General features: G+C 70.1%; 24 protein-coding genes. 23 read left to right on the forward strand and 1 reads right to left on the reverse strand.

Annotation, left to right across the window (positions count from 1 at the left end; all coding sequences use genetic code 11):
• Positions 1–102: 102 nt before the first annotated feature.
• From HNR68_RS11575 to HNR68_RS11675, 21 genes are all read left to right on the forward strand, one after another.
• Positions 103–1,401, forward strand: coding sequence for a dihydroorotase (locus HNR68_RS11575; RefSeq protein ID WP_179720330.1), 1,299 nt, complete (start codon positions 103–105; stop codon positions 1,399–1,401).
• Positions 1,401–1,976 carry a PH-like domain-containing protein gene (locus HNR68_RS11580; protein WP_246330432.1) on the forward strand — a complete coding sequence of 192 codons (576 nt, stop codon included), beginning with the start codon at positions 1,401–1,403 and terminating at the stop codon, positions 1,974–1,976. Before HNR68_RS11575 ends, HNR68_RS11580 begins: the two co-directional genes overlap by 1 nt.
• Positions 1,973–3,094 (forward strand): glutamine-hydrolyzing carbamoyl-phosphate synthase small subunit, encoded by a 1,122-nt coding sequence (carA, locus tag HNR68_RS11585; RefSeq protein WP_179720332.1) that lies wholly within the window; start codon positions 1,973–1,975, stop codon positions 3,092–3,094. Before HNR68_RS11580 ends, carA begins: the two co-directional genes overlap by 4 nt.
• Positions 3,094–6,411 (forward strand): carbamoyl-phosphate synthase large subunit, encoded by a 3,318-nt coding sequence (carB, locus tag HNR68_RS11590; protein ID WP_179720334.1) that lies wholly within the window; start codon positions 3,094–3,096, stop codon positions 6,409–6,411. Before carA ends, carB begins: the two co-directional genes overlap by 1 nt.
• Positions 6,408–7,253 (forward strand): orotidine-5'-phosphate decarboxylase, encoded by an 846-nt coding sequence (pyrF, locus tag HNR68_RS11595; RefSeq protein WP_343050075.1) that lies wholly within the window; start codon positions 6,408–6,410, stop codon positions 7,251–7,253. The genes carB and pyrF overlap by 4 nt, the downstream gene beginning before the upstream one ends.
• Positions 7,254–7,367: 114 nt before the next feature.
• Entirely contained in the window at positions 7,368–7,604 is a 237-nt protein-coding gene (locus HNR68_RS11600; RefSeq protein WP_218888265.1) for a hypothetical protein, read from the forward strand.
• A gap of 85 nt (positions 7,605–7,689) precedes the next feature.
• A complete protein-coding gene (locus tag HNR68_RS11605) occupies positions 7,690–8,190 on the forward strand; it encodes a YbaB/EbfC family nucleoid-associated protein (RefSeq protein ID WP_343050076.1) in 501 nt (166 codons plus the stop codon).
• A 17-nt stretch (positions 8,191–8,207) separates the two neighbouring features.
• Positions 8,208–8,531: a WXG100 family type VII secretion target gene (locus HNR68_RS11610; protein WP_343050077.1), complete on the forward strand. Its 324-nt coding sequence runs from the start codon at positions 8,208–8,210 to the stop codon at positions 8,529–8,531.
• Positions 8,528–9,679 carry a WXG100 family type VII secretion target gene (locus tag HNR68_RS11615; RefSeq protein WP_179720338.1) on the forward strand — a complete coding sequence of 384 codons (1,152 nt, stop codon included), beginning with the start codon at positions 8,528–8,530 and terminating at the stop codon, positions 9,677–9,679. The genes HNR68_RS11610 and HNR68_RS11615 overlap by 4 nt, the downstream gene beginning before the upstream one ends.
• Positions 9,676–10,368: a hypothetical protein gene (locus tag HNR68_RS11620; RefSeq protein WP_179720339.1), complete on the forward strand. Its 693-nt coding sequence runs from the start codon at positions 9,676–9,678 to the stop codon at positions 10,366–10,368. Before HNR68_RS11615 ends, HNR68_RS11620 begins: the two co-directional genes overlap by 4 nt.
• Before the next feature lie 14 nt (positions 10,369–10,382).
• Positions 10,383–11,084, forward strand: coding sequence for a hypothetical protein (locus tag HNR68_RS11625; RefSeq protein WP_179720341.1), 702 nt, complete (start codon positions 10,383–10,385; stop codon positions 11,082–11,084).
• 104 nt (positions 11,085–11,188) lie between these two features.
• Positions 11,189–11,983, forward strand: coding sequence for a hypothetical protein (locus HNR68_RS26770; RefSeq protein ID WP_246330433.1), 795 nt, complete (start codon positions 11,189–11,191; stop codon positions 11,981–11,983).
• Positions 11,984–12,106: 123 nt separating this feature from the next.
• On the forward strand, positions 12,107–12,583 hold the full coding sequence (locus HNR68_RS11635; RefSeq protein ID WP_179720343.1) for a YbaB/EbfC family nucleoid-associated protein: 477 nt from the start codon (positions 12,107–12,109) through the stop codon (positions 12,581–12,583).
• Between the two features lie 12 nt (positions 12,584–12,595).
• On the forward strand, positions 12,596–12,919 hold the full coding sequence (locus tag HNR68_RS11640) for a hypothetical protein (protein ID WP_246330434.1): 324 nt from the start codon (positions 12,596–12,598) through the stop codon (positions 12,917–12,919).
• Entirely contained in the window at positions 12,916–14,295 is a 1,380-nt protein-coding gene (locus HNR68_RS11645; RefSeq protein WP_179720345.1) for a WXG100 family type VII secretion target, read from the forward strand. The genes HNR68_RS11640 and HNR68_RS11645 overlap by 4 nt, the downstream gene beginning before the upstream one ends.
• Positions 14,292–15,014 carry a hypothetical protein gene (locus HNR68_RS11650; RefSeq protein WP_179720347.1) on the forward strand — a complete coding sequence of 241 codons (723 nt, stop codon included), beginning with the start codon at positions 14,292–14,294 and terminating at the stop codon, positions 15,012–15,014. Before HNR68_RS11645 ends, HNR68_RS11650 begins: the two co-directional genes overlap by 4 nt.
• 8 nt (positions 15,015–15,022) lie before the next feature.
• On the forward strand, positions 15,023–15,712 hold the full coding sequence (locus tag HNR68_RS11655; RefSeq protein WP_179720349.1) for a hypothetical protein: 690 nt from the start codon (positions 15,023–15,025) through the stop codon (positions 15,710–15,712).
• A 215-nt stretch (positions 15,713–15,927) separates the two neighbouring features.
• Complete coding sequence (locus tag HNR68_RS11660) at positions 15,928–16,503, forward strand: hypothetical protein (RefSeq protein ID WP_179720351.1); 576 nt, start codon at positions 15,928–15,930, stop codon at positions 16,501–16,503.
• 548 nt (positions 16,504–17,051) lie between these two features.
• Complete coding sequence (locus tag HNR68_RS11665) at positions 17,052–18,092, forward strand: serine/threonine-protein kinase (RefSeq protein ID WP_179720353.1); 1,041 nt, start codon at positions 17,052–17,054, stop codon at positions 18,090–18,092.
• Positions 18,089–18,604: a hypothetical protein gene (locus HNR68_RS11670; protein ID WP_179720355.1), complete on the forward strand. Its 516-nt coding sequence runs from the start codon at positions 18,089–18,091 to the stop codon at positions 18,602–18,604. Before HNR68_RS11665 ends, HNR68_RS11670 begins: the two co-directional genes overlap by 4 nt.
• Positions 18,605–18,710: 106 nt before the next feature.
• Positions 18,711–19,232: a DUF3558 family protein gene (locus tag HNR68_RS11675; RefSeq protein WP_179720357.1), complete on the forward strand. Its 522-nt coding sequence runs from the start codon at positions 18,711–18,713 to the stop codon at positions 19,230–19,232.
• Between the two features lie 168 nt (positions 19,233–19,400).
• Here the strand turns inward: HNR68_RS11675 and HNR68_RS11680 are convergent, their stop codons facing one another.
• A complete protein-coding gene (locus HNR68_RS11680) occupies positions 19,401–19,613 on the reverse strand; it encodes a hypothetical protein (protein WP_179720359.1) in 213 nt (70 codons plus the stop codon).
• A 201-nt stretch (positions 19,614–19,814) separates the two neighbouring features.
• Here HNR68_RS11680 and HNR68_RS11685 point away from each other — a divergent pair, with 201 nt between their 5' ends.
• Together HNR68_RS11685 and HNR68_RS11690 are read left to right on the forward strand one after the other, a co-directional pair.
• Positions 19,815–20,627, forward strand: a complete 813-nt coding sequence (locus tag HNR68_RS11685) for a helix-turn-helix domain-containing protein (protein ID WP_343050078.1) — start codon at positions 19,815–19,817, stop codon at positions 20,625–20,627.
• Entirely contained in the window at positions 20,624–20,872 is a 249-nt protein-coding gene (locus HNR68_RS11690) for a DUF397 domain-containing protein (protein ID WP_380574246.1), read from the forward strand. The genes HNR68_RS11685 and HNR68_RS11690 overlap by 4 nt, the downstream gene beginning before the upstream one ends.
• Positions 20,873–21,027: the final 155 nt, after the last annotated feature.

Consider the following 21,027-nt stretch of genomic DNA (forward strand, 5'->3'; position numbering starts at 1 on the left):
ACCTCAGGGGACCGTGACGCGACCCGGCCACAGGGAACCGCGGGACGTGAGGCTGATTTCGGACGCAACCACCACTGTGAATCGCGGAGAGGCGGTACGGGCATGACCCGCCTGTTGTTGAAGGACGTCCGCCCGTACGGCGAGGGCGACCCGGTGGACGTGCTGGTCGACGGCGAGGTCGTCGCCGAGATCGGCGCGGACCTCCAGGTCGACGCCGACGAGATCGTGCACGCCGGCGGCGCGGTGCTGCTGCCCGGCTTCGTCGACCTGCACACCCACCTGCGGGAGCCGGGCCGCGAAGACGCCGAGACCGTCGAGACCGGCTCGGCCGCCGCGGCGCTGGGCGGCTACACCGCCGTCTTCGCGATGGCGAACACCGACCCGGTCGCCGACAACGCGGTGGTCGTGGAGCACGTGTGGCGGCGCGGCCGCGAGATCGGCCTGGTCGACGTGCACCCGGTGGGCGCGGTGACCGTCGGGCTCGAGGGCGAGAAGCTCGCCGAGCTGGGCTCCATGCGGCGCTCCGCCGCCGAGGTCCGGGTCTTCTCCGACGACGGCCACTGCGTGCACGACCCGCTGGTCATGCGGCGCGCGCTGGAGTACACGAAGTCCTTCGGCGGGGTCGTCGCGCAGCACGCCGAGGAGCCGCGGCTGACCGTGGGCGCGCAGGCGCACGAGGGCCCGAACGCCGCGCGGCTGGGCCTGGCCGGTTGGCCGGCCCCGGCCGAGGAGGCGATCGTCGCGCGCGACTGCCTGCTCGCCGGGCACACCGGGGGCGCGCTGCACGTCTGCCACGTCTCCACCGCGGGCACCGCGGACATCCTGCGCTGGTGGAAGTCGCGGGACACCGCCGGCCGGGTGTCGGCGGAGGTCACGCCGCACCACCTGCTGCTGACCGACGACCGGCTGGAGACCTACGACCCGGTCAACAAGGTCAACCCGCCGCTGCGCACCGACGCCGACGTGCAGGCGCTGCGCCAGGCGCTGGCCGACGGCACCGTGGACTGCGTGGCCACCGACCACGCGCCGCACGCGGCGCAGGACAAGGACTGCGAGTGGTCCGCGGCCAAGCCCGGCATGCTCGGCCTGCAGACCGCCCTGAGCATCGTCGTGCGCACGATGGTGCGCTCGGGCCTGCTGGACTGGCGCGGGGTGGCGCGGGTGATGAGCGAGCGCCCCGCCGAGATCGCCGGGCTGGCCGACCAGGGCCGGCCGGTCGCGGTGGGCGAGCCCGCGAACCTGGTGCTGGTCGACCCCGACGCCGAGTGGACGGTGCGCGGTGCGGAGCTGGCCAGCCTGGGGCAGAACTCGCCGTTCGAGGGCATGCAGCTGCCGGGCCGGGTGGTCGCGACGCTGCTGCGCGGACGGCTCACCGCACACGAGGGCAAGGTGAGGCGCTGATGGAACGGACCCTGTGGGTCCTCGCGCTGGTTGCGCTGGCCGCGCTGGTCTTCTACGGGATGTGGCGCGGCTGGCACAACCGGGCCCGCCGCCAGGCCGCGGAGCTGCCGGCGTTCCCGGTGCCCCCGGCCGACCTGGGCGAGGAGCTGCGCCCCGCCGCCACCGGCATGTACGTCGGCACCACGAAGGCCGACCACTGGCAGGACCGCGTCGTGGTCGGCGACATCGGCCACCGCGCCAACGGCAGCACCCACCTGCACGCCTCGGGCCTGCTGGTGCGGCGGACCGGGGCCAGCGACCTGTGGATCCCCGCGGAGTCGGTGGTGGACTGCCGCCTGGACCACAAGCTGGCGAACAAGGTGGTGCCCGGTGCGGGCCTGGTCGTGGTGACCTGGCAGCTGGGCGAGGTGCTGCTGGACACCGGGTTCCGCGGCGACGACAAGGACGTGCAGACCGAGTGGGTCGAGGCGATCCGCGCCCTGGCACCCGCGGACGCGAGCGACGGCACCGACGCGGGCTCGCGGCAAGGACGATCGACCGGCGACTCCGACGAGTCGCGGCAGGAGGAGAAATGAGTGACCAGACCCCGGCCGCGCTGGTGCTGGAGGACGGCCGGATCTTCCGCGGGCAGGCCTACGGCACGGTGGGCCGGACCCTCGGCGAAGTCGTCTTCACCACCGGCATGACCGGTTACCAGGAGACCCTGACCGACCCCTCGTACCACCGCCAGATCGTGGTGCAGACCGCGCCGCAGATCGGCAACACCGGGTGGAACGACGAGGACGACGAGTCCGCGCGCATCTGGGTCGCGGGCTACGCCGTGCGCGACCCCGCGCGCCGGCCGTCGAACTGGCGCTCGCGCCGCTCCCTGGACGAGGAGCTGGCGCGCCAGGGGATCGTCGGCATCGCCGGCATCGACACCCGCACCCTGACCCGGCACGTCCGCGAGCTGGGCGCCATGCGCGGTGGCATCTTCTCCGGCCCGGAGCTGGGCACCGACGACGAGATGGTCGCGGCGGTCCAGGCCAGCGCGGAGATGGTCGGCGCGTCGCTGGCCGGTGACGTCACCACCGCCGAGCCCTACGTGGTGCCGGCGATCGGCGAGAAGCGGTTCACCGTGGCCGCGCTGGACCTGGGCATCAAGTCGAACACGCCGCGGATGATGTCCCAGCGCGGCATCGAGGTGCACGTGCTGCCGCTGTCGTCCACTGTGGATGACGTGCTGTCGGTCGAGCCGGACGGGCTGTTCCTGTCCAACGGCCCGGGCGACCCGGCCACCACCGACGCGCAGGTCGAGCTGGCCCGGCACGCGCTGGACCGCAAGCTGCCGCTGTTCGGCATCTGCTTCGGCAACCAGATCCTCGGCCGCGCGCTCGGCCGCGGCACCTACAAGCTGCGCTACGGCCACCGGGGCATCAACATCCCGGTGATCGACGCCGAGACCGGCAAGGTCTCGATCACCGCGCAGAACCACGGCTTCGCCGTGGAGGGCGAGCCGGGGGAGGAGTTCGACACCGACTTCGGCCGCGCCGTGGTCAGCCACCACTGCGCCAACGACGGCGCCGTCGAGGGCCTGCGGCTGCTCGACGGCCCGGCGTTCAGCGTCCAGTACCACCCCGAAGCGGCCGCGGGTCCGCACGACGCCGCACCGCTGTTCGACAAGTTCGTTGACCTGATGACGGAGACCCGCTGATGCCGAAGAGGACCGATATCAAGCACGTACTCGTCATCGGTTCCGGGCCGATCGTCATCGGTCAGGCGTGCGAGTTCGACTACTCCGGCACCCAGGCCTGCCGGGTGCTGCGCGAGGAGGGCATCCGGGTCTCGCTGGTGAACTCCAACCCGGCGACGATCATGACCGACCCGGAGTTCGCCGACGCCACCTACATCGAGCCGATCACCCCCGAGTTCGTGGAGAAGGTGATCGCCGCCGAGCGGCCGGACGCGCTGCTGGCCACGCTGGGCGGGCAGACCGCGCTCAACACGGCGATGGCCCTGCACGACCGCGGGGTGCTGGAGAAGTACGGCGTCGAGCTGATCGGCGCCGACGTCAAGGCGATCCAGCGCGGTGAGGACCGGCAGCGGTTCAAGGACATCGTGCGCACCGTGGGCGGCGAGGTCCCGGAGTCCGCGGTCTGCAAGTCCATGGAGGACGTGCGCGCCTTCGTCGAGGCGCACAGCCTGCCGGTGGTGATCCGGCCCAGCTTCACCATGGGCGGCCTCGGCTCGGGCATGGCCCACACCCCGGAGGAGCTGGAGCGGATGGCCTCCTTCGGGCTGGCCGAGTCGCCGGTGCACGAGGTGCTCATCGAGGAGAGCGTCCTCGGCTGGAAGGAGTACGAGCTCGAGCTGATGCGCGACCACGCCGACAACGTGGTGGTCATCTGCTCGATCGAGAACATCGACGCGATGGGCGTGCACACCGGTGACTCGGTCACGGTGGCGCCCGCGATGACGCTGACCGACCGCGAGTACCAGCGCATGCGCGACGTGGGCATCGCGGTGCTGCGCGAGGTCGGGGTGGACACCGGTGGCTGCAACATCCAGTTCGCCATCCACCCGGAGACCGGCCGGATGGTCGTCATCGAGATGAACCCCCGCGTGTCGCGGTCCTCGGCGCTGGCGTCGAAGGCGACCGGCTTCCCGATCGCCAAGATCGCCGCGAAGCTCGCGGTGGGCTACACGCTGGACGAGATCCGCAACGACATCACCGGCGAGACCCCGGCGAGCTTCGAGCCGACGCTGGACTACGTGGTGGTGAAGGTGCCGCGGTTCGCCTTCGAGAAGTTCCCGGGCGCCGACCAGGAACTGACCACGACGATGAAGAGCGTCGGCGAGGCGATGGCCGTCGGCCGCAGCTTCTCCGAGGCGCTGGGCAAGGCGCTGCGCTCGATGGAGACCTCGGCGGTGGGCTTCTGGACCAAGCCCGACCCCGAGGGCGCCACCCTCGAGTCCACACTGGAGCAGCTGCGCACCCCGCACGACGGCCGCCTCTACACCGTGGAGCGCGCGCTGCGGCTGGGCGCCTCGGTGGAGCAGGTGCACGAGGCGTCGGGCATCGACCCGTGGTTCGTCGACCAGATCGCGAGCTGGGTGGAGCTGCGCGCCGAGTTGGTGGCGGCCCCGGTGCTGGACTCGGCGCTGCTGCGCCGGGCCAAGCGGGCCGGGCTGTCGGACCGCCAGATCGCCGCGCTGCGGCCGGAACTGGCCGGGGAGGACGGCGTCCGCGCGCTGCGGCACCGGCTGGGCGTGCGGCCGGTGTACAAGACGGTGGACACCTGCGCGGCCGAGTTCGAGGCCCGCACGCCGTACCACTACTCGGCCTACGAGTCCGACCCGGCGGCGGAGTCGGAGGTCGCCGAGCAGCGCGAGCGGCCGAAGGTGATCATCCTCGGCTCGGGGCCGAACCGCATCGGGCAGGGCATCGAGTTCGACTACTCCTGCGTGCACGCCGCGATGGCGCTGCGCGAGGCCGGGTACGAGACCGTGATGGTCAACTGCAACCCGGAGACGGTCTCCACCGACTACGACACCTCGGACCGGCTGTACTTCGAGCCGCTGACCTTCGAGGACGTGCTGGAGGTCGTGCACGCCGAACAGGCGTCCGGCACGGTCGCGGGCGTGATCGTGCAGCTGGGCGGCCAGACCCCGCTGGGGCTGGCCAAGCGGCTGGCCGAGGCCGGGGTGCCGATCGTGGGCACCCCGCCGGAGGCGATCCACCTGGCCGAGGACCGCGGCGCGTTCGGTGACGTGCTGGCCGGGGCCGGCCTTCCCGCACCGAAGTACGGCACCGCCACGTCCTTCGAGGGCGCCAAGCGGATCGCCGACGAGATCGGCTACCCGGTGCTGGTGCGGCCGTCCTACGTGCTCGGCGGTCGCGGCATGGAGATCGTCTACGACGAGGCGTCGCTGGAGAACTACATCGCCCGCGCCACCGAGGTCACCCCCGAGCACCCGGTGCTGGTGGACAACTTCCTCGACGACGCCATCGAGATCGACGTGGACGCGCTGTGCGACGGCACCGACGTCTACCTCGGCGGCGTGATGGAGCACATCGAGGAGGCCGGCATCCACTCCGGCGACTCGGCGTGCGCGCTGCCGCCGATCACGTTGGGGCGCCAGGACATCGAGATGGTGCGTCGGTCCACTGAGGCCATCGCCCGCGGCATCGGCGTGCACGGCCTGCTCAACGTGCAGTACGCGCTCAAGGACGACGTGCTGTACGTGCTGGAGGCCAACCCGCGCGCCTCGCGGACCGTGCCGTTCGTGTCGAAGGCGACCGCGGCCCCGCTGGCGAAGGCGGCGGCGCGGATCATGCTCGGCGCCAAGATCGCCGACCTGCGCGCGGAGGGCATGCTGCCGGACGCGGGCGACGGCGCGGACCTGCCAGCCGACGCGCCGGTGGCGGTCAAGGAAGCGGTGCTGCCGTTCCACCGGTTCCGCACCCGCGAGGGCGCCGGGGTGGACTCGCTGCTCGGCCCGGAGATGAAGTCGACCGGCGAGGTGATGGGCATCGACACCTCGTTCGGGCAGGCGTTCGCCAAGTCCCAGGCCGGGGCCTACGGTTCGCTGCCGACGTCGGGCAAGGTGTTCGTCTCGGTGGCCAACAAGGACAAGCGGTCCCTGGTGTTCCCGGTGAAGCGGCTGGCCGACCTCGGCTTCGAGATCCTGGCCACCAGCGGCACGTCGGAGGTGCTGCGGCGCAACGGGATCCCGTCCACTGTGGTCGCCAAGCACACCGAGTCCGCGGACGGGGAGCGCGACGTCGTCGAGCTGATCAAGGCCGGCGAGGTCGACATGGTGATCAACACCCCCTACGGCAACCCGGGGCCGCGGGTCGACGGCTACGAGATCCGCACCGCCGCGGTGTCCCGCGACATCCCGTGCATCACCACGGTGCAGGGCGCGGCCGCAGCGGTGCAGGGCATCGAGGCCGCGATCCAGGGCCACATCGGGGTCCGGCCGCTCCAGGCGCTGCAGGCCGCCCTGCGCGGCGGTGAGCAGCGGTGACGGGCTCGCTGCGGGCCGGCTTCGGCCGGCGGCTCAGCGACGCGGTGCGGGCGCGCGGTCCGCTGTGCGCGGGCATCGACCCGCACCCGTCGCTGCTGCTGGCCTGGGACCTCGACGAGTCGGCGCGCTCGCTGGAGCGGTTCGCGATGACCGCGGTGGAGGCGCTGGCCGGTGAGGTCGCGGTGATCAAGCCGCAGTCGGCGTTCTTCGAGGCCTACGGCTCGGCCGGGATCGCCGTGCTGGAGAAGGTGGTCCGCGAGGCGCGGCAGGCCGGTGCGCTGGTGCTGCTCGACGTCAAGCGCGGCGACATCGGCTCCACCATGACGGCCTACGCGATGGCCTACCTGGACGAGCACGCGCCGCTGGCGGCGGACGCGATCACGGTCTCGCCGTACCTGGGCTACGGGTCGCTGGCCCCGGCGATCGGCCTGGCCGAGCAGACCGGTCGCGGCGTGTTCGTGCTGGCCCGCACCTCGAACCCGGAGGGCGCGGGGTTGCAGCAGTCGGTCCACGGCAGCGGTGACACGGTCGCCCAGTACGTCGTGGACTCGGCGGCGGAGACGAACGCGGACGCTGAGCCCATGGGGCACGTCGGGGTGGTGGCCGGGGCCACGATCCGTCCCGGCGAGCTGGACTTCTCCCGGCTCAACGGCCCGATCCTGGCACCCGGCCTGGGTGCGCAGGGGGCGACGGTGCAGACCCTGCAGGACGTCTTCGGCGAGGCCCTGCCGAACGTGCTGCCGGCGTCCTCCCGCGACATCCTCCGCCATGGCCCGGCCGTCGCCGACCTGCGCGCGGCGGCGCACCGGGTGCGCGACGAGGTGGCGGACCTCGTCCGCTGACGACCCGAGACGACGGGCACCTGTCCCCGGCTCGTGAGCCGGCGGCAGGTGCCCGTCGCGCGTGCGTGATCAGGTCGGGTACGCATCCGCGTGGGTCCTGGTGCGAACGCTGCCGTGCAGCCGAAGCCGCCGCGCGTGCTCCGGTGGGTCGTCGTGCTCGTGCTGGTCTGGGCGGTCACCGCGGGCTCCTCCCTGGCCACCACCGAGGCCGCCACCTGGTCCCAGGTCTTCGGCGGGGGTGAGGCCACGGCCGACCCGGTGACGGCGTCCAGCCTGGTGGTCGTCGTGGTCCTGGTGCAGATCGCGCGCCGCGTGCGCTCCAACAACCGGCAGGCCAGCGGCGTTCGCTAGCGCGAACGAACGGCGCGATCCCTGATCTCGGCCCTCGTGCGCGAGCTAGTCTCGGAGCATCACCGTCGAGGCCAAGGGGTGGTTGGTGAGCACCGCTTCAGAGCGAATCCAAGCGATGATGCGCCGCTTCGAAGAGCAGGCGCAGAAGGCGTCCGAGCTGCAGTCCGCGATCCAGGACATGCAGGGCACCGCGACCAGCCCGGACCGCTCGGTCACGGTGACGGTCGCCGCCTCCGGCGCGGTGGTGGACCTCAAGCTCGCGCCGAACGCGGTGTGCCAGTCCGCCAGCGCCCTGCAGCAGCAGATCATGGCGACGATCCGCGAAGCGACGGCGAACGCGGCGGAGCAGATGAACAACGCCGTGGCACCGATCCTCGGCGACCAGTTCGAGCAGTTCCAGCAGGCGTTCACCGCCCAGGCCCCGACCCTCAAGCCACCGGCGGACGACGAGGCCCCGGCGGCCTCCACGTCGTCGGCCCAGACCACGCCGTCGGCCGGTCCGGCAGCGCCGCAGCAGCGTCCGCCGCAGCGGACCGCCGACTTCGACGATGACGACGACTTCTCGACCGGTTCGTTCCTGCGCTGAGGGGGAGTGCACGTGCCGTGACTGACCTGAAGGTGACACCCGAGACCCTGACCGGTCACGGCCAGGGTTGCGAGAGCCTGGCCGAGAAGTTCGGCCAGCTCGCCGACCTGCTCCACCAGGCGAAGGTCGACGACCAGTGCTTCGGCCCCATCGGCGATGCGGTCGGCATCAGCAGCAAGTACTTCGAGAGCCTGGACGCCTGCCGGGACCTGGCGACGAAGGCGCAGGAGTTCCTCAAGGGCATGAAGGAGTCGCTGGACGAGACGGTCGAGGACTACGCCGAGACCGAGCGCCAGATCTCCGAACTGCTGAAGAAGGCGGGAGAGGACCTGGTGGGATGACGGGGCCTGGTGATTTCCAGTCGCTGAACCGGGGCGACGGTGACTCGAAGAACTGGTTCGAGCAGGCCGCCGGTCGCGGCTCGTCGCTGGTGGGCGCCGCGCAGGGCCTCTCCGACGCGTCCTCGCCGCCCGAGTGGGGCGCTGCGGCGGTGTCGGCCCGCGCGGAAGTGCTGCAAAGCCTGGCCAGCCCGGGGCAAGCCCTGATGGACAACGGTCTGGGCTTCCTGGTGTCGATCGTGATGAGCCCGCTGATCGAGCTGGCGGAGTTCGCCATCGGCGACCCCGAGCAGATGCGGTCGACCGGTGAGGGCTGGGAGAACGTCGCCAAGTGGCTCGACCAGGTCGCCGAGCAGGAGACGCAGCGCGCGCAGGCCACGGCCGAGACCTGGGTCGGCAAGGACGGCGACGCGTTCCGCACGCAGATGACGGAGTTCGGCGAAGGGGTGAAGGCCCTCGCGGAGGACGTCCGCGACCTCAAGGCCATGCTGGACATGATCGCGGACATCTTCGACATGTTCGTCGAGTTCGTGATCCAGATCATCACGGAGCTGGTGATCGGCCTGATCGTGCAGTGGTTGGCGGCGCTGGCAGCGTCGTGGATCACTGCGGGCGCCTCCGTCGCCACGGCCGGAGCCACCACGACCGTCCAGGTCGGGTCCACCGGGATGCGCATCACCATGCGGGTCAGCAAGATCCAGATGGAGCTGGCGAAGCTGATGCAGCGCATCGAGAAGGTGCTGCAGCAGGTGCGCGAGGTCGGCAAGCTGCGGAAGGTCATCGACAAGATGAACGACCTCCGCAACGGCGGGAGGGTCTCCCAGTTCGTGGCGCGCCGGCTGGACTCGAACCCGGTGTTCGGCACCCTCACGCGGGCCGGCGACGACTTCGCCTCGACCACCGGCAACCGCTTCATGCGGGACGTCACCGGCACCGAGGCGCTGACGGGCAACCTCGCGCAGCGCTTCCTCAGCAGCACCCTCGGCGGCCAGACGAGGTTGAGCGGCGCGATCTTCGACGCGGGCACCTCGACCGCGACCGATGCGGCGATCGAGCAGGGCGCCAAGCACGCCTACGGTGAGGGCGAGGACCGGACCACCGGCATGACCGAGGACGAGCGGCGAGCCGCGCAGGAGAAGGGTTTCTCGTGATCGAGGTGATCGCGTTGCGGCGGTCCTGGGCGCAACCGGGTGAGCCGCTCTGCTGGGTTGTCGATGCCAAGGGCAGGTACCTCTTCGAGGTGTCCGGGCGGGACGCGACCGGGGCGCCGAAGAAGGGCTTCGCGTCGCGGCTGGCGGGGGGCCTCGGGGGTGCGGCCTTGGAAGCCCTCGACGCGGCGACCGGTGGCAGCGACGCGAACTACCAGGACAGTCCGGCGGGTGTGGTGACCGGCGGGCAGCCCGACTGCCAGTCGGCGTCGCTGGTGGACGTCTACCGCCGGCACGGCGGCCGCGCCGTGTGGGTGCTGACCGACCGCCGCTTGGCGCTCGTCGAGGTGTCGGACCCGGAGCCCCCGGCGGGTGCGTCCGAGTCGCTGTTCTCCCGCGCTCGTCGCCTGGGCGCGGGACTGCTGTCGGGCGGGGACGACGGCCAGGCAGCAGCCGAGGAGGCCGTGGAGGACGAGCCGGCCGTGCCGGAGGTGCGACCGCTGCAGGAGTGGCCGCGGTCGATCGCCGCGGGGTTCGAAGCGGTGGCCCGCAAGCTCGGTCGGGAGTACCGGGGCGGCACCCGCCACTTCTTGAAGATCCAGTTCACCGACGGTTCCGCGCTGGAGATCGGGCCGTCCGAGGACGACAGCGACGGGTTGCGGCTGGCAGCGATGAGCTACGGCCGGGCGTGACGGGGGGGTTCGTGGTGGGACGAAGCACGTCGTCGATGGTCAACCTCCTGGTCAAGCACTGGGCGGACAAGGCCGAGCAGGTCGTGTACGTGTTCGGCAACGAGGAACGGCGGGGTTACGTCGCCTCGACGGTCCAGGGCGTGACCCGGGTGCCGCACCTCGTTGCCACGCCCGGCGTGCAGCTGGCCGAGAAGCACCGGCGGAGCACGACTCCGCTGAAGGTGCTGCGGGACGGCGCCTTCATGGGCGACGAGTTCGTGCACGACCCCGGTCTCTGGGGGGTCGCCCAGGCCGCCACGCCGAACGACCTCGCGGTCCGGTTCGCCGACAACCTCAGCTCGGCCGGGAACGCGAGCTTCCTGGCGGTGACGAGCCACCGGGTCGGCGTCCTGGTGGAGACGGCCCACCTGGAGTCCGAGCAGCCGGAACCGGCACCGGGAGTGGCGCCGGAGAGCAAGGGCTTCTCGCTGCTCGGCGCGGCGAAGTCCGCGGTGCGGAGCGTGGCCTCGCGGGGCGGCGACGAGCCGGCCAACCCGGTCACGTCCGCGGTCGAAGCCCCGATGAGCGCGATCCGCGAGATCGCGCCGGCGGCCATGGGACGCAGCGGGAAACCGGTGCGCTTCCTGCGGTTCTGGTTCACCGACGGCTCGGCGCTCAGCGTCAAGCACCCGAAACCGGGCCAGCTGGCCGAAACCATCCGCCTCAACCTCCGGTGATCGCGGCCCGGTGGGTCGGCACGGGCTCGGGGAGTGCGTCCATGACAAGGCCGATCTCTCGAGGACGACCGCGGGGACGGTCGCGGTGAGTGCGGAGTGATGCGGTGAGCAAGCGACTCGGCGGGGTGCTGGCAGCTCGGCAGGGGTGGTGCAGGCCGGACGAGGTGGTCCGGTTGGCGGTGCCGTGCCGGCGGCCCGGCATCCGCTTCGACGTCAACGGCCTGTCCTGGGACGGCAGCCCCGGGTCGAGGGGTATCGGCGGTGTCCTCGCCGCGGTGGAGGACGTGGTGAACGCGTCCTCCACCCACGACGACCGCCTCCCGCCGCCGAAGGTCGTCTGCTTCGGTCCGGGCCCGCAGTCGCAGGTCATGGGGTTCCGGCCGGTCGTCGAGGACGGCGACGTGGAGTTGACCTGGATGGTGACGTCGCACCGCCTCGCGCTGCTGGCGGAAGTGCCCGAGCCCGCGGCGGAGGAGGAGTCCTCGCGGTCGTTCTGGCAGAAGGCCCGCGAGTTCGGTAGGGGCGAGGCCACGGCCGACCCGGTCGCGCAGGTGGAACTGGAGCAGGGCCAACCGTTCGGCCTGGCCGCGCAGCGCGACGAGCACGTGAAGTGCCAGGTGGTCCCGGAGCACGGCCAGACGCGCGAGTTCGTGCCCGACCGGCCCGCCCACAGCCTGCGCAGTTCCCGGCTCCCGGGGCCGGAACCGGCCTGGTTCTCCGGCCCGGCGGAGGTCCGCTGCACCGGCCCCACCACGGTCCTGCTCCCGGACCGCTACGACAAGAGCGGCCTGACCGTGCTGTACGTGCTGATGACGGCGTCCAGCCTGATGATCGTCGTGGTCCTGGTGCAGATCGCGCGCCGCGTGCGCTTCAGCAACCGAAACGCCCGTTTTCGCTGATTTGCTTCCGAGAAGGTGTCTCTCGAGCGGTCGTCTCGCTGTCGGCCGTTGGGTAGGCTCGGCTCGCGGGACTTGGAATCAGGGGGAAGAGTGAGCAGTGCGTCTGAGCGTATCCAAGAAATGATGCGCAAGTTCGAGGAGCAGGCGCAGAAGGCATCAGAACTTCGGTCTGCGATGCAGGGCATGCAAGGGTCGGCGACCAGCCCGGACCGGTCGGTCACAGTGACGGTGGCACCGTCCGGAGCTGTGCTGGACCTGCGCTTGGCGCCGAACGCGGTCCGCCAGTCGGCCAACGAACTCCAGCAGCAGATCATGGCGACGATCCGCGAAGCGACGGCGAACGCGGCGGAGCAGATGAACAACGTGGTGGCGCCGATCCTGGGTGACCAGTTCGACCAGTTCCAGCAGGCGTTCAACGCCGAAGGCATGGCGATCAAGCCGCAGACGGACGAGGGTCAGTCCGCCGCGTCTGAGCCCGCCGCGCGGCCCTCCGCTCGGCAGGAGCCCACCGCCGGACCGGCGGCACGTCAGCAGCCGTCGCAGCGCAATGCCGATTTCGACGACGATGACGATTTCTCGGCGGGCTCGTTCTTGCGCTGATGGAGGCACGTCATGACTGACATGCAAGTGACTCCGGAGACCCTCACTGGCCATGCGGACGGCTGCGACAGCCTCGCCGACAAGTTCGGTCAACTCGCCGATGTGCTCCACCAAGCTCGGGTCGACGACCAGTGCTTCGGGCCGATCGGACAGGTGATCGGCATGCTGAACGGTTACTACGACGGGTTGGAGGAGTGCCAGGACCTGGCCAAGAAGGCGCAGGCCTTCTTGAAGCGGACCTCCGAGTCGTTGCGGGAGACCGAGAAGGACCACGCGGAGAACGACAGGCAGATCGCGGAGATGTTCCAGAGCATCGCCAAGGAGTTGGGTGGATGACGGCACCTCAGGGGCCGGGCGATTTCCAGACCCTCAACCGTGGTGACGGCCATCAGAAGGATTGGTTCGCTCAAGCTGCGGGGCGTGGGTCGTCGTGGGTCGGCGCAGCCCAGGACGTCGCGGACGCGAAGCGCGAGGTCCAGGAGAGTGCTCAGCAGGTAGCACAAGGTGGCGACTTGGCGGACAACGTGCCGTCGCCGGACCTGGGCGTGGCGCTGTTCTCGGCACGCGCCGAGGTGCTGACTTCACTCGCCAGCCCGGGCCAATCACTGATGAGCAACGGCCTCGGCTTCTTGGTGTCGATCGTGCTCAGCCCACTGATCGAGCTGGCCGAGTGGGCGATCGGTGACCCGGAACAGATGCGTTCCACCGGCGAGGGCTGGGAGAACGTCGCGAGGTGGCTCGACAGCGTCGCGGAGCAAGAGCAAGGACGCGCCCAAGCGACGGCGCAAACGTGGATCGGCAAGGACGGCGACGCCTTCCGCACACAGATGTCGGAGTTCTCCGAAGGTGTCAAGGCGCTTGCGGCCGACATCCGCGATCTCAAGAGCACGCTGGACATGTGGGCCGAGATCATTGACATGTTCATCGAGTTCGTCATCCAGACGATCACGGAACTCGTCATCGGCCTGATCGTCCAGTGGTTGGCTGCGCTCGCCGCTTCCTGGATCACTGCTGGGGCTTCGGTGGCCACTGCCAGCGCGGGCACGGCCGTACAGGTCGGTGCTACCGGTGTCCGCATCGGCGCACGGATCACGCAGCTCCAAGGCAAGCTCTTCCAGCTCTTCCAGAAGGTGGAGCGGCTCCTCCAGAAGATGCGCGAGATGGGCAAGCTCAGGCAGGTCATCAAGACCACGGAGGACTTGCGCGAGGGCAAGCTGTTCGACGGGAAGTTCAAGATGGGCCAGGAGATGGCCGGTCGCATCATGGACAGGCAGAGCTCCGCGTTCAAGTTCTTGACTCATGCCGATGCGGAGGACCTGACGTCCAAGGGAGGCAAGTTCCTCAAGAGCGACATCAAAGAGACGGAAGCCTTCCAGAAAGCGGCCAAGAACCTCGACGACCGCATTGCGGAAGCACGGAGGCTGGACGACGGCAAAGCCCTCGATGCACTCACTGAACAAAGGGCGAACCTGGAAAAGGACATGAAAGGTGTCCAAGGGCTTGCCAGTGGAGTCACCGGTACCGTTCTGCAAGGAGCCCTGGGCGGGAAGACCACCCTTGGTCAAGCCGCGTTCGCTGCTGGGACCGATGTCGCCACGGATGCGGCCATCAAGCAGGGTGCGCATCAGATCTACGACACCGGCAAGGGCTGGTTCCAGGGGGATCTGTCGAGTGAACAGCGTGACGCGGCTCAGGAGCGTGGTTTCCAGTGATCGAGGTCTTGGCGGCACGCGCTTCGTGGTGCGCGCCCGAGGAGAAGATCCTCTGGTGTCATCCGCTGACGAGTAGAGGGGGTACGGGTAAGTACATCCAGTACGCCGTGCCTGGGTTGAATGAATTCGGTGAGCCGCGCAAGCTCTCTCGAGCTGCGTTGGAGGCAGCGACCGGTGCTGCTTCCCTCTTCTTCGAAGCTCTCCTCAGCCAGGGTGAGACGGGTGAGACGGCATCCGACTCGGAGGTGCCCTGGGCCGTGGTGGCTGGCAAGGCGCGGGACTGCCTTGCGGTGTCACATCTGGCGGACTGGCAGGCCAACGGGGGAAATTCCGCCGGTTTTCGTGATCGGAAGCTGTTCTGGGTGTTGACGACACACCGGTTGGGACTGCTCGACTTCACTCCGCGGGATTCAGGTGAGGGTTCCAATTCGTCCGGTCTGTTGGGCGGTTTGAAGAAGACCATCGGTTCGGTGTGGGACCGGGAGGAAGAGCAGCCTGCGAACCGGGAACTCGAGTTGCCCGTTCCTCTGGTGTGCGCCGAGGTCCCGCGGAACGCCATCGCATCGGTCGAGGTCGTGGAGCAGAAGGTGAAGGGGTGGAAGCGGAACTGGTTCAAGGTCGTGCTCTCTGATGGATCCGCGTTCTTCATCTCCCACCGGAAGCACAACGAGAAGAGGTTCTTCGACCGCATGCTTGCGATGACCTACGGGCAGGAGTGAGGGGCGCAGTGAAGTCGGAGAAGCAGGTACGGGCCGCGCTGCAAGCCGAGTGGGTGGGCGAGGGCGAGGAGCTGCGCACCCTGCTCGGCGACAAGGACGATCTGGGGCATCTCGGCGCCACCATCGGCGGGCGCTTCGCCGTGCCGCACCAGCCGTTGGGTCCAGTTCCCGAGCTCGACGTCGATCTCGGTCTGCTGGCTCCACCCAGCCGGCTCGTGCGTGAAGGGAAGTTCCACGGAGACGAGTGGGTGCATGACCCGGCGATGCGCGGATGGGTCTACGCTGCGAGCCCGGATCAATTGGCCGTGCGCTGCGCCGATCACCTCGCTGCTGCCGGGCCAGAGGCGTGGTACGTCGCGACCGATCGTCGTTCTGCGGTCGTTGTGGACAGTTCGGCTCTTCCCAAGGACAAGACCGAAAGCGAACCGGAGCCAGCGGCGCCTGAACGGAAACGTGGCGGAGTGGGGAGCCTCTTGGGGAAGGCTCGGTCCGCCTTCGACGCAGTAGCAGATCTGTCCGACGGACTCACGAAGGCGGGGAAGCGGGTGGCGGTGTTGTGGGAGTGCTCGCACGACCAGGTGCGCCACCGGGACTGGGTGAAGCGGGGGAGAAGCACCATGCCGCATTGGTTCCGGTACATGGAGTTCGTCGACGGCTCCGTGCTGGAGCTAAGGATGAACCTGCGGGACTACATCTAGTGGACGGAGCACTTCCTGGCAGGTGGCCAGTAGGGGAACTTCTTTCTGCAACGCCCAGCTCGTAGCGCGCAGTGTGGGCTCGAACCACTAGATGATCAGTTCTTCGTGCGGGCACCGCGACGGATGCGGCGATCGAGCAGGGCGCCAAGTACGCCTACGGTGAGGGCGAGGGCAACGAGGAACGGCGGGGTTACGTCGCCTCGACGGTCCAGGGCGTGACCCGGGTGCCGCACCTCGTTGCCACGCCCGGCGTGCAGCTGGCCGAGAAGCACCGGCGGAGCACGACTCCGCTGAAGGTGCTGCGGGACGGCGCCTTCATGGGCGACGAGTTCGTGCACGACCCGGGTCTCTGGGGGGTCGCGCAGGCCGCCACGCCGAACGACCTCGCGGTCCGGTTCGCCGACAACCTCAGCTCGGCCGGGAACGCGAGCTTCCTGGCGGTGACGAGCCACCGGGTCGGCGTGCTGGTGGAGACGGCTCACCTGGAGTCCGAGCAGCCGGAACCGGCACCGGGAGTGGCGCCGGAGAGCAGGGGCTTCTCGCTGTTCGGCGCGGCGAAGTCCGCGGTGCGGAGCGTGGCCTCGCGGGGCGGCGACGAGCCGGCCAACCCGGTCACGTCCGCGGTCGAAGCCCCGATGAGCGCGATCCGCGAGATCGCGCCGGCGGCCATGGGACGCAGCGGGAAACCGGTGCGCTTCCTGCGGTTCTGGTTCACCGACGGCTCGGCGCTCAGCGTCAAGCACCCGAAACCGGGCCAGCTGGCCGAGACCATCCGCCTGAACCTCCGGTGATCGATCGGCCAGGTAGGCGGCACGGGCGCAGGGAGTGCGTCCATGACGAGGCCGATCTTTCGAGCAAGACCGCGGGGACGGTCGCGGTGAGTGCGGAGTGATGCGGTGAGCAAGCGACTCAGCGGGGTGCTGGCAGCTCGGCAGGGGTGGTGCATGCAGGACGAGGTGATCCGGTTCGCGGTGCCGTGCAGGCGGCCCGGCATCCGCTTCGACGTCACCGGCTTGTCCTGGGACGGCAGCCCCGGGTCGAGGGGCATCGGGGGTGTCCTCACCGCGGTGGAGGACATGGCACCAAGGCTCGTGCGTCCTTGGCGATCGAGCGTCGGCCACGCCGGCGGCGAGCCCGTCCGCACACCGACCGCGTCGTCCCGGCGTAGCGTCCCGCACGCGTGTTCCCCGTGGTCCGCGGTGGGGGAAAACATCGTTGACCTGCTGTGACGGGTCTGTCAACCTGTTGCGTCCGTAGTCGCGGTCCCCCGGTCGTCTCGCGGCGGTGGCCGTTCGTTCGGCTAGGGTCGGTGCCGGGAGCGCGAGGACCGGAGGGGTCGATGGGTGAGGCACCTCTGCTGGGCGGACGGTACCGGTTGGGTGCCCGGATCGGCCGTGGCGGCATGGCCGACGTGCACCGGGCGATGGACACCCGGTTGCAGCGCGTCGTGGCGGCGAAGGTCTTCCGGTCCGGGGCCGACGCCGCCGGGCGGGAGCGGTTCGCCGAGGAGGCGCGGATCCTCGCCGGGCTCAGCCACCCCGGTCTGGTCACCGTGCACGACTTCAGCGCGGACGCCGACGAGCTCTACCTGATCATGGAGCTGGTCGAGGGGCACACCCTCGCCGACGAGGTCCAGGCCGGGCCGCTGCCGCCGCAGCGCGTCGCCGAGATCGGGTCCCGGTTGGCCGACGTGCTGGCCCACGTGCACGACAACGGGGTGGTGCACCGCGACGTCAAGCCCTCCAACGTGCTCATCTCCGACGAGGGCGGCGTCTACCTCGCCGACTTCGGCATCTCGCGGCTGGCGGCCGCGGCCGGGCGCATCACCGGCTCCGGTCAGCTCATCGGCACCGCCACCTACATGTCGCCGGAGCAGGTCAGCGGCGGCGAGGTCGGCTACCCGGCCGACGTGTACGCACTGGGCCTGGTGCTGCTGGAGAGCGTGACCGGGCGGGTCGAGTACCCGGGCAGCGGTGCGGAGAGCGCGGTGGCGCGGCTGGTCCGCGCCCCGGAGGTGCCGCTGGACCTGCCCATCGGCCTGCACCGGGCACTGCTGGTGATGACGGCTTCCGACCCGGCCAAGCGCCCGACCGCCGCGGAGTGCGTCGACCTGCTGGCGGGCCGGTCGACGGACGTCATCCCGCGCGTCCAGGCCACGCCGCCGCACCAGGCGACCCACCCGCTGCCGCGACCGCGCCGCCACCTCAAGTCGTGGCTGCTCACCGGCGCGGGCATCGGGGCGCTGCTGGTGGTGCTGGTCGCGTTGCTGGTCACGCCGTCGGCTCCGGAGCAGCCGGCCCTGCCGCCGGTGTCCGGTCCGGCCGGGGTCGAACGGCTGCCGGAGGACATCGCCACCCTGGAGGAGCTGATCCGGCGATGAGACGGCTCCTCCTGCCAGCGCTGCTGCTGGTGCTCGCCGGTTGTGGTAGCTCGTCCGACCAGCTGGCCCCGCACACCCGCGAGCAGCTGCTCGGGCACGTGGAGGCGGTGAAGGCCGCGGCGAGCGCCCACGACCGGCCGGCTGCCGAGGCGGCACTCGGTGACCTGCACCGGGCGATCGCCGAAGCCCAAGCGCGGGGCGAACTCGCCACGGACGCCGCGCGCACGCTGCTCGCCGCGACGGAACGCGTCGCCGAGGACGTGCGCGCCCTGCCGCGCCCGCAACCGCCGCCCCCGGTCACGGTGACGGTCACCCCGGAGCCGCCGGTCGCGGAGCAGCCGCCGGAACACCCCGACGAGCCGCGCGGGGACCGCGCCGAGGAGCGCGCCAAGCGGTGGCGGGAGCAGCTCGAGCGCTGGGAGCGGGAGCGCGAGCTGTGGCGCAAGGTCCGCGAGAACAGCGGCAACAACGGGAACGGCAACGGGAACGGCAACGGGAACGGGGACCGCTGAACGGGAAAGTTCCCGGACGCTGCGCTCGTGGTTGTGCCGGTTCCTCGGGGTGTGGCAGTGTGCGCTCGCGCTCGCTGCGGATCTCGGACCCTGAGGAGGCGACGACGTGCGCGAGGGACTCGGCTTGATCGCGGTCGGCCTGGTGCTGGCGGCGTGCAGCTCGGGCGCGCCCCCGGCCGAGGAACCGGAGGGACCGCGCCGCGCGGCCCCGGCGAAGTCCCTGACCGCCTCCGACCCGTGCGCACTGCTCACCGAGGAGCAGCGGAACGCCCTCGCCCTGGACCAGGCACCCGCGCCGACGGAGCGGGACGGCGTGCGGGGCTGCGAGTACGGTTCCGGCGCCCCGGACGGTCCCGGCTGGAGCGCGTTCGTCGCGGCGGACCCGACCGGCACCTACCAGCAGTTCGCCGATGCGCACCAAGGTGCTCAGCAGCTCGACATCGCGGGCTACCCCGTGGCGAAGGTGAACGACACGACGGGCTGCACGCTCGTCGTCGACGCGGCCGACACGGGAAGCCTCCGGGTGACCGCCCTGGTCCGCCCCGGCGCCCCGATCGAGGTGGGCGGCAGCTGCGACGCAGCCACCAAGGTCGTGGAAGCCACCCTGCTGACCCTCCCGACGGCGTGAGGGGGAGCCGCTGCGGCAGCGACGGCTCCTGACCTCCCCGGCCCGGTGAGTGTCCACTGTGGCGCACGCGAGGCCAGCGGTGCTGCCGGGTCTGCCAGTCCTGGGCAGAACTGGCAGCTCCTCCGCACGGGGAGCCGTCGGGTCTCGGTGTCCGTGGGCGGTCTCCAGTCACTCGGGGCAGAGGGCTTCGACGACGTCGCGGACGTCGGCGCGGAAGGCCAGGTCGAGGAAGTAGAGCTTGTCGGCGAGGTCGGAGAGCTGGGTGCGGCCCACCACGACCTCGGCCCCTCCCTGCCGGAGCGCCACTTCGTCGCGGACCAGCATGGTGACCACGACCTCGTCCTGCCGGTCGTCTGCCGGGATGTGCCAGCGAGCGCACATGGTTCGTCCCTCCCGAATCGAAATTTCCTGCGGCGACGACCTTCCGCAGTTCCCGCCCGGGCACGCAACGATGCTTTCGGGTGACTGGGGGTGCTTGCCCCGTTGGCAACCGGTGATGGTGATCAGGGCAGCCCAGGACGGTTCGTGGAACGGGGGAAGAGCATGGGCGGACGAGCAGGCGTGCCGGTCCGGGTGCGGAGGGTGTCGAGCGAACTGCGAGAGCTGAGACTCCGGAGCGGTCTGCCAGCGGAGGAAGTCGCCAACGCGCTCGGTTTCTCGATGAGCAAGCTGAGCCGGATCGAGAACGGCCAACGGGGGTTGCGAGCAGATGACGTCGCAGCGCTGCTGGGCTTGTACCGGGTGCCGGTGCAGCGTCGCGACGAGCTCCTCGCCCTGGTCCGCAGTGGCTCCGACCCGAACTGGTGGCAAGTCCAGAACGGTCGTTTGCCCGCGATGTGGTCGGACGTGATCCGGTTCGAGAAAGAAGCCGTCGCCATCCGGAACTACGAAACCATGTTCATCCCGGGACTGCTCCAGACCGCGGAGTACGTCGGGGCGATCGGCCGGGGCACTCAGCCCGACATCGGTGTTGAAGAACTGGACACCCTCGTCTCCGCTCGTCTGGGGAGGCAAGCTCTGCTGAGCAGAGCAGGTGCTCCCGAGCTCGAAGTGCTGGTCGAGCAGGTTGCCCTCGAACGGCCGGTCGGTGGCCCGGACATCATGCATCGGCAACTTCGCCACCTGATGGACTCCGCGGAACGTGACAACATCACCATCCGTGTCCTCCCGACCGCGTTGGGAGCTCATCCAGGGATGGAAGGCCCTTTTGTGCTGCTGGAGTTCGCTGACGAACCCACGCTCGTCTACCTGGAGCACCGTGGGAACAGCGCGTTCCTGGAGACTGCCGAGCACGTTGCGTCTACGACGCTGACCTTGGAGTGGTTGCGTGACAGGGCTCTGTCACCAGAGGATTCGATCGAGCTCGTCGCGGCCGTCGCGAGGAACTTCGCGTGATCATCGATGAGGAGCGCACAGTGTTGGTCGATGACTTGTCCGGTCTTCGTTGGCGCAAGAGCAGTCGGAGCAGCATGCAGGGGAACTGCGTCGAGGTGGCGTTCATCGGTTCGGCTGTCGCTGCCCGCGACTCCAAGGCCCCCGAGGGCGGCAAGCTGGTGGTGCGACAGGCAGCGTGGGCTTCCTTTCTCCACGCACTCCGTAACGGCCGGTTCGACGGGTGTGGGGCTGTGGGTGATGCCTGAGCGTGACACCGGTGTTCGTGCTGAAGCTCTCCACCTGGGGTTGTCGAAGCCCGAGAACATGCCCGTAGCTGAGCTGGCCGACTTGCGGGACCTTTCCGTCGTTCCGCGAGTCGAATTCACTCGAATGTCGTAATCGTCTTCGGTCAACTCCGTCC

The organism is Saccharopolyspora hordei, assembly GCF_013410345.1.
In the GTDB taxonomy this organism is placed as follows: Bacteria; Actinomycetota; Actinomycetes; order Mycobacteriales; family Pseudonocardiaceae; genus Saccharopolyspora; species Saccharopolyspora hordei.

Bases quoted from the DNA above. Each gene is read 5' to 3' on its own strand.
- HNR68_RS11575 (WP_179720330.1), top strand. From the start codon at position 103: ATGACCCGCCTGTTGTTGAAGGACGTCCGCCCGTACGGCGAGGGCGAC.
- HNR68_RS11580 (WP_246330432.1), top strand. From the start codon at position 1,401: ATGGAACGGACCCTGTGGGTCCTCGCGCTGGTTGCGCTGGCCGCGCTG.
- carA (WP_179720332.1), top strand. From the start codon at position 1,973: ATGAGTGACCAGACCCCGGCCGCGCTGGTGCTGGAGGACGGCCGGATC.
- carB (WP_179720334.1), top strand. From the start codon at position 3,094: ATGCCGAAGAGGACCGATATCAAGCACGTACTCGTCATCGGTTCCGGG.
- HNR68_RS11615 (WP_179720338.1), top strand. From the start codon at position 8,528: ATGACGGGGCCTGGTGATTTCCAGTCGCTGAACCGGGGCGACGGTGAC.
- HNR68_RS11635 (WP_179720343.1), top strand. From the start codon at position 12,107: ATGCGCAAGTTCGAGGAGCAGGCGCAGAAGGCATCAGAACTTCGGTCT.
- HNR68_RS11640 (WP_246330434.1), top strand. From the start codon at position 12,596: ATGACTGACATGCAAGTGACTCCGGAGACCCTCACTGGCCATGCGGAC.
- HNR68_RS11645 (WP_179720345.1), top strand. From the start codon at position 12,916: ATGACGGCACCTCAGGGGCCGGGCGATTTCCAGACCCTCAACCGTGGT.
- HNR68_RS11665 (WP_179720353.1), top strand. From the start codon at position 17,052: ATGGGTGAGGCACCTCTGCTGGGCGGACGGTACCGGTTGGGTGCCCGG.
- HNR68_RS11670 (WP_179720355.1), top strand. From the start codon at position 18,089: ATGAGACGGCTCCTCCTGCCAGCGCTGCTGCTGGTGCTCGCCGGTTGT.
- HNR68_RS11680 (WP_179720359.1), bottom strand. From the start codon at position 19,613: ATGTGCGCTCGCTGGCACATCCCGGCAGACGACCGGCAGGACGAGGTC.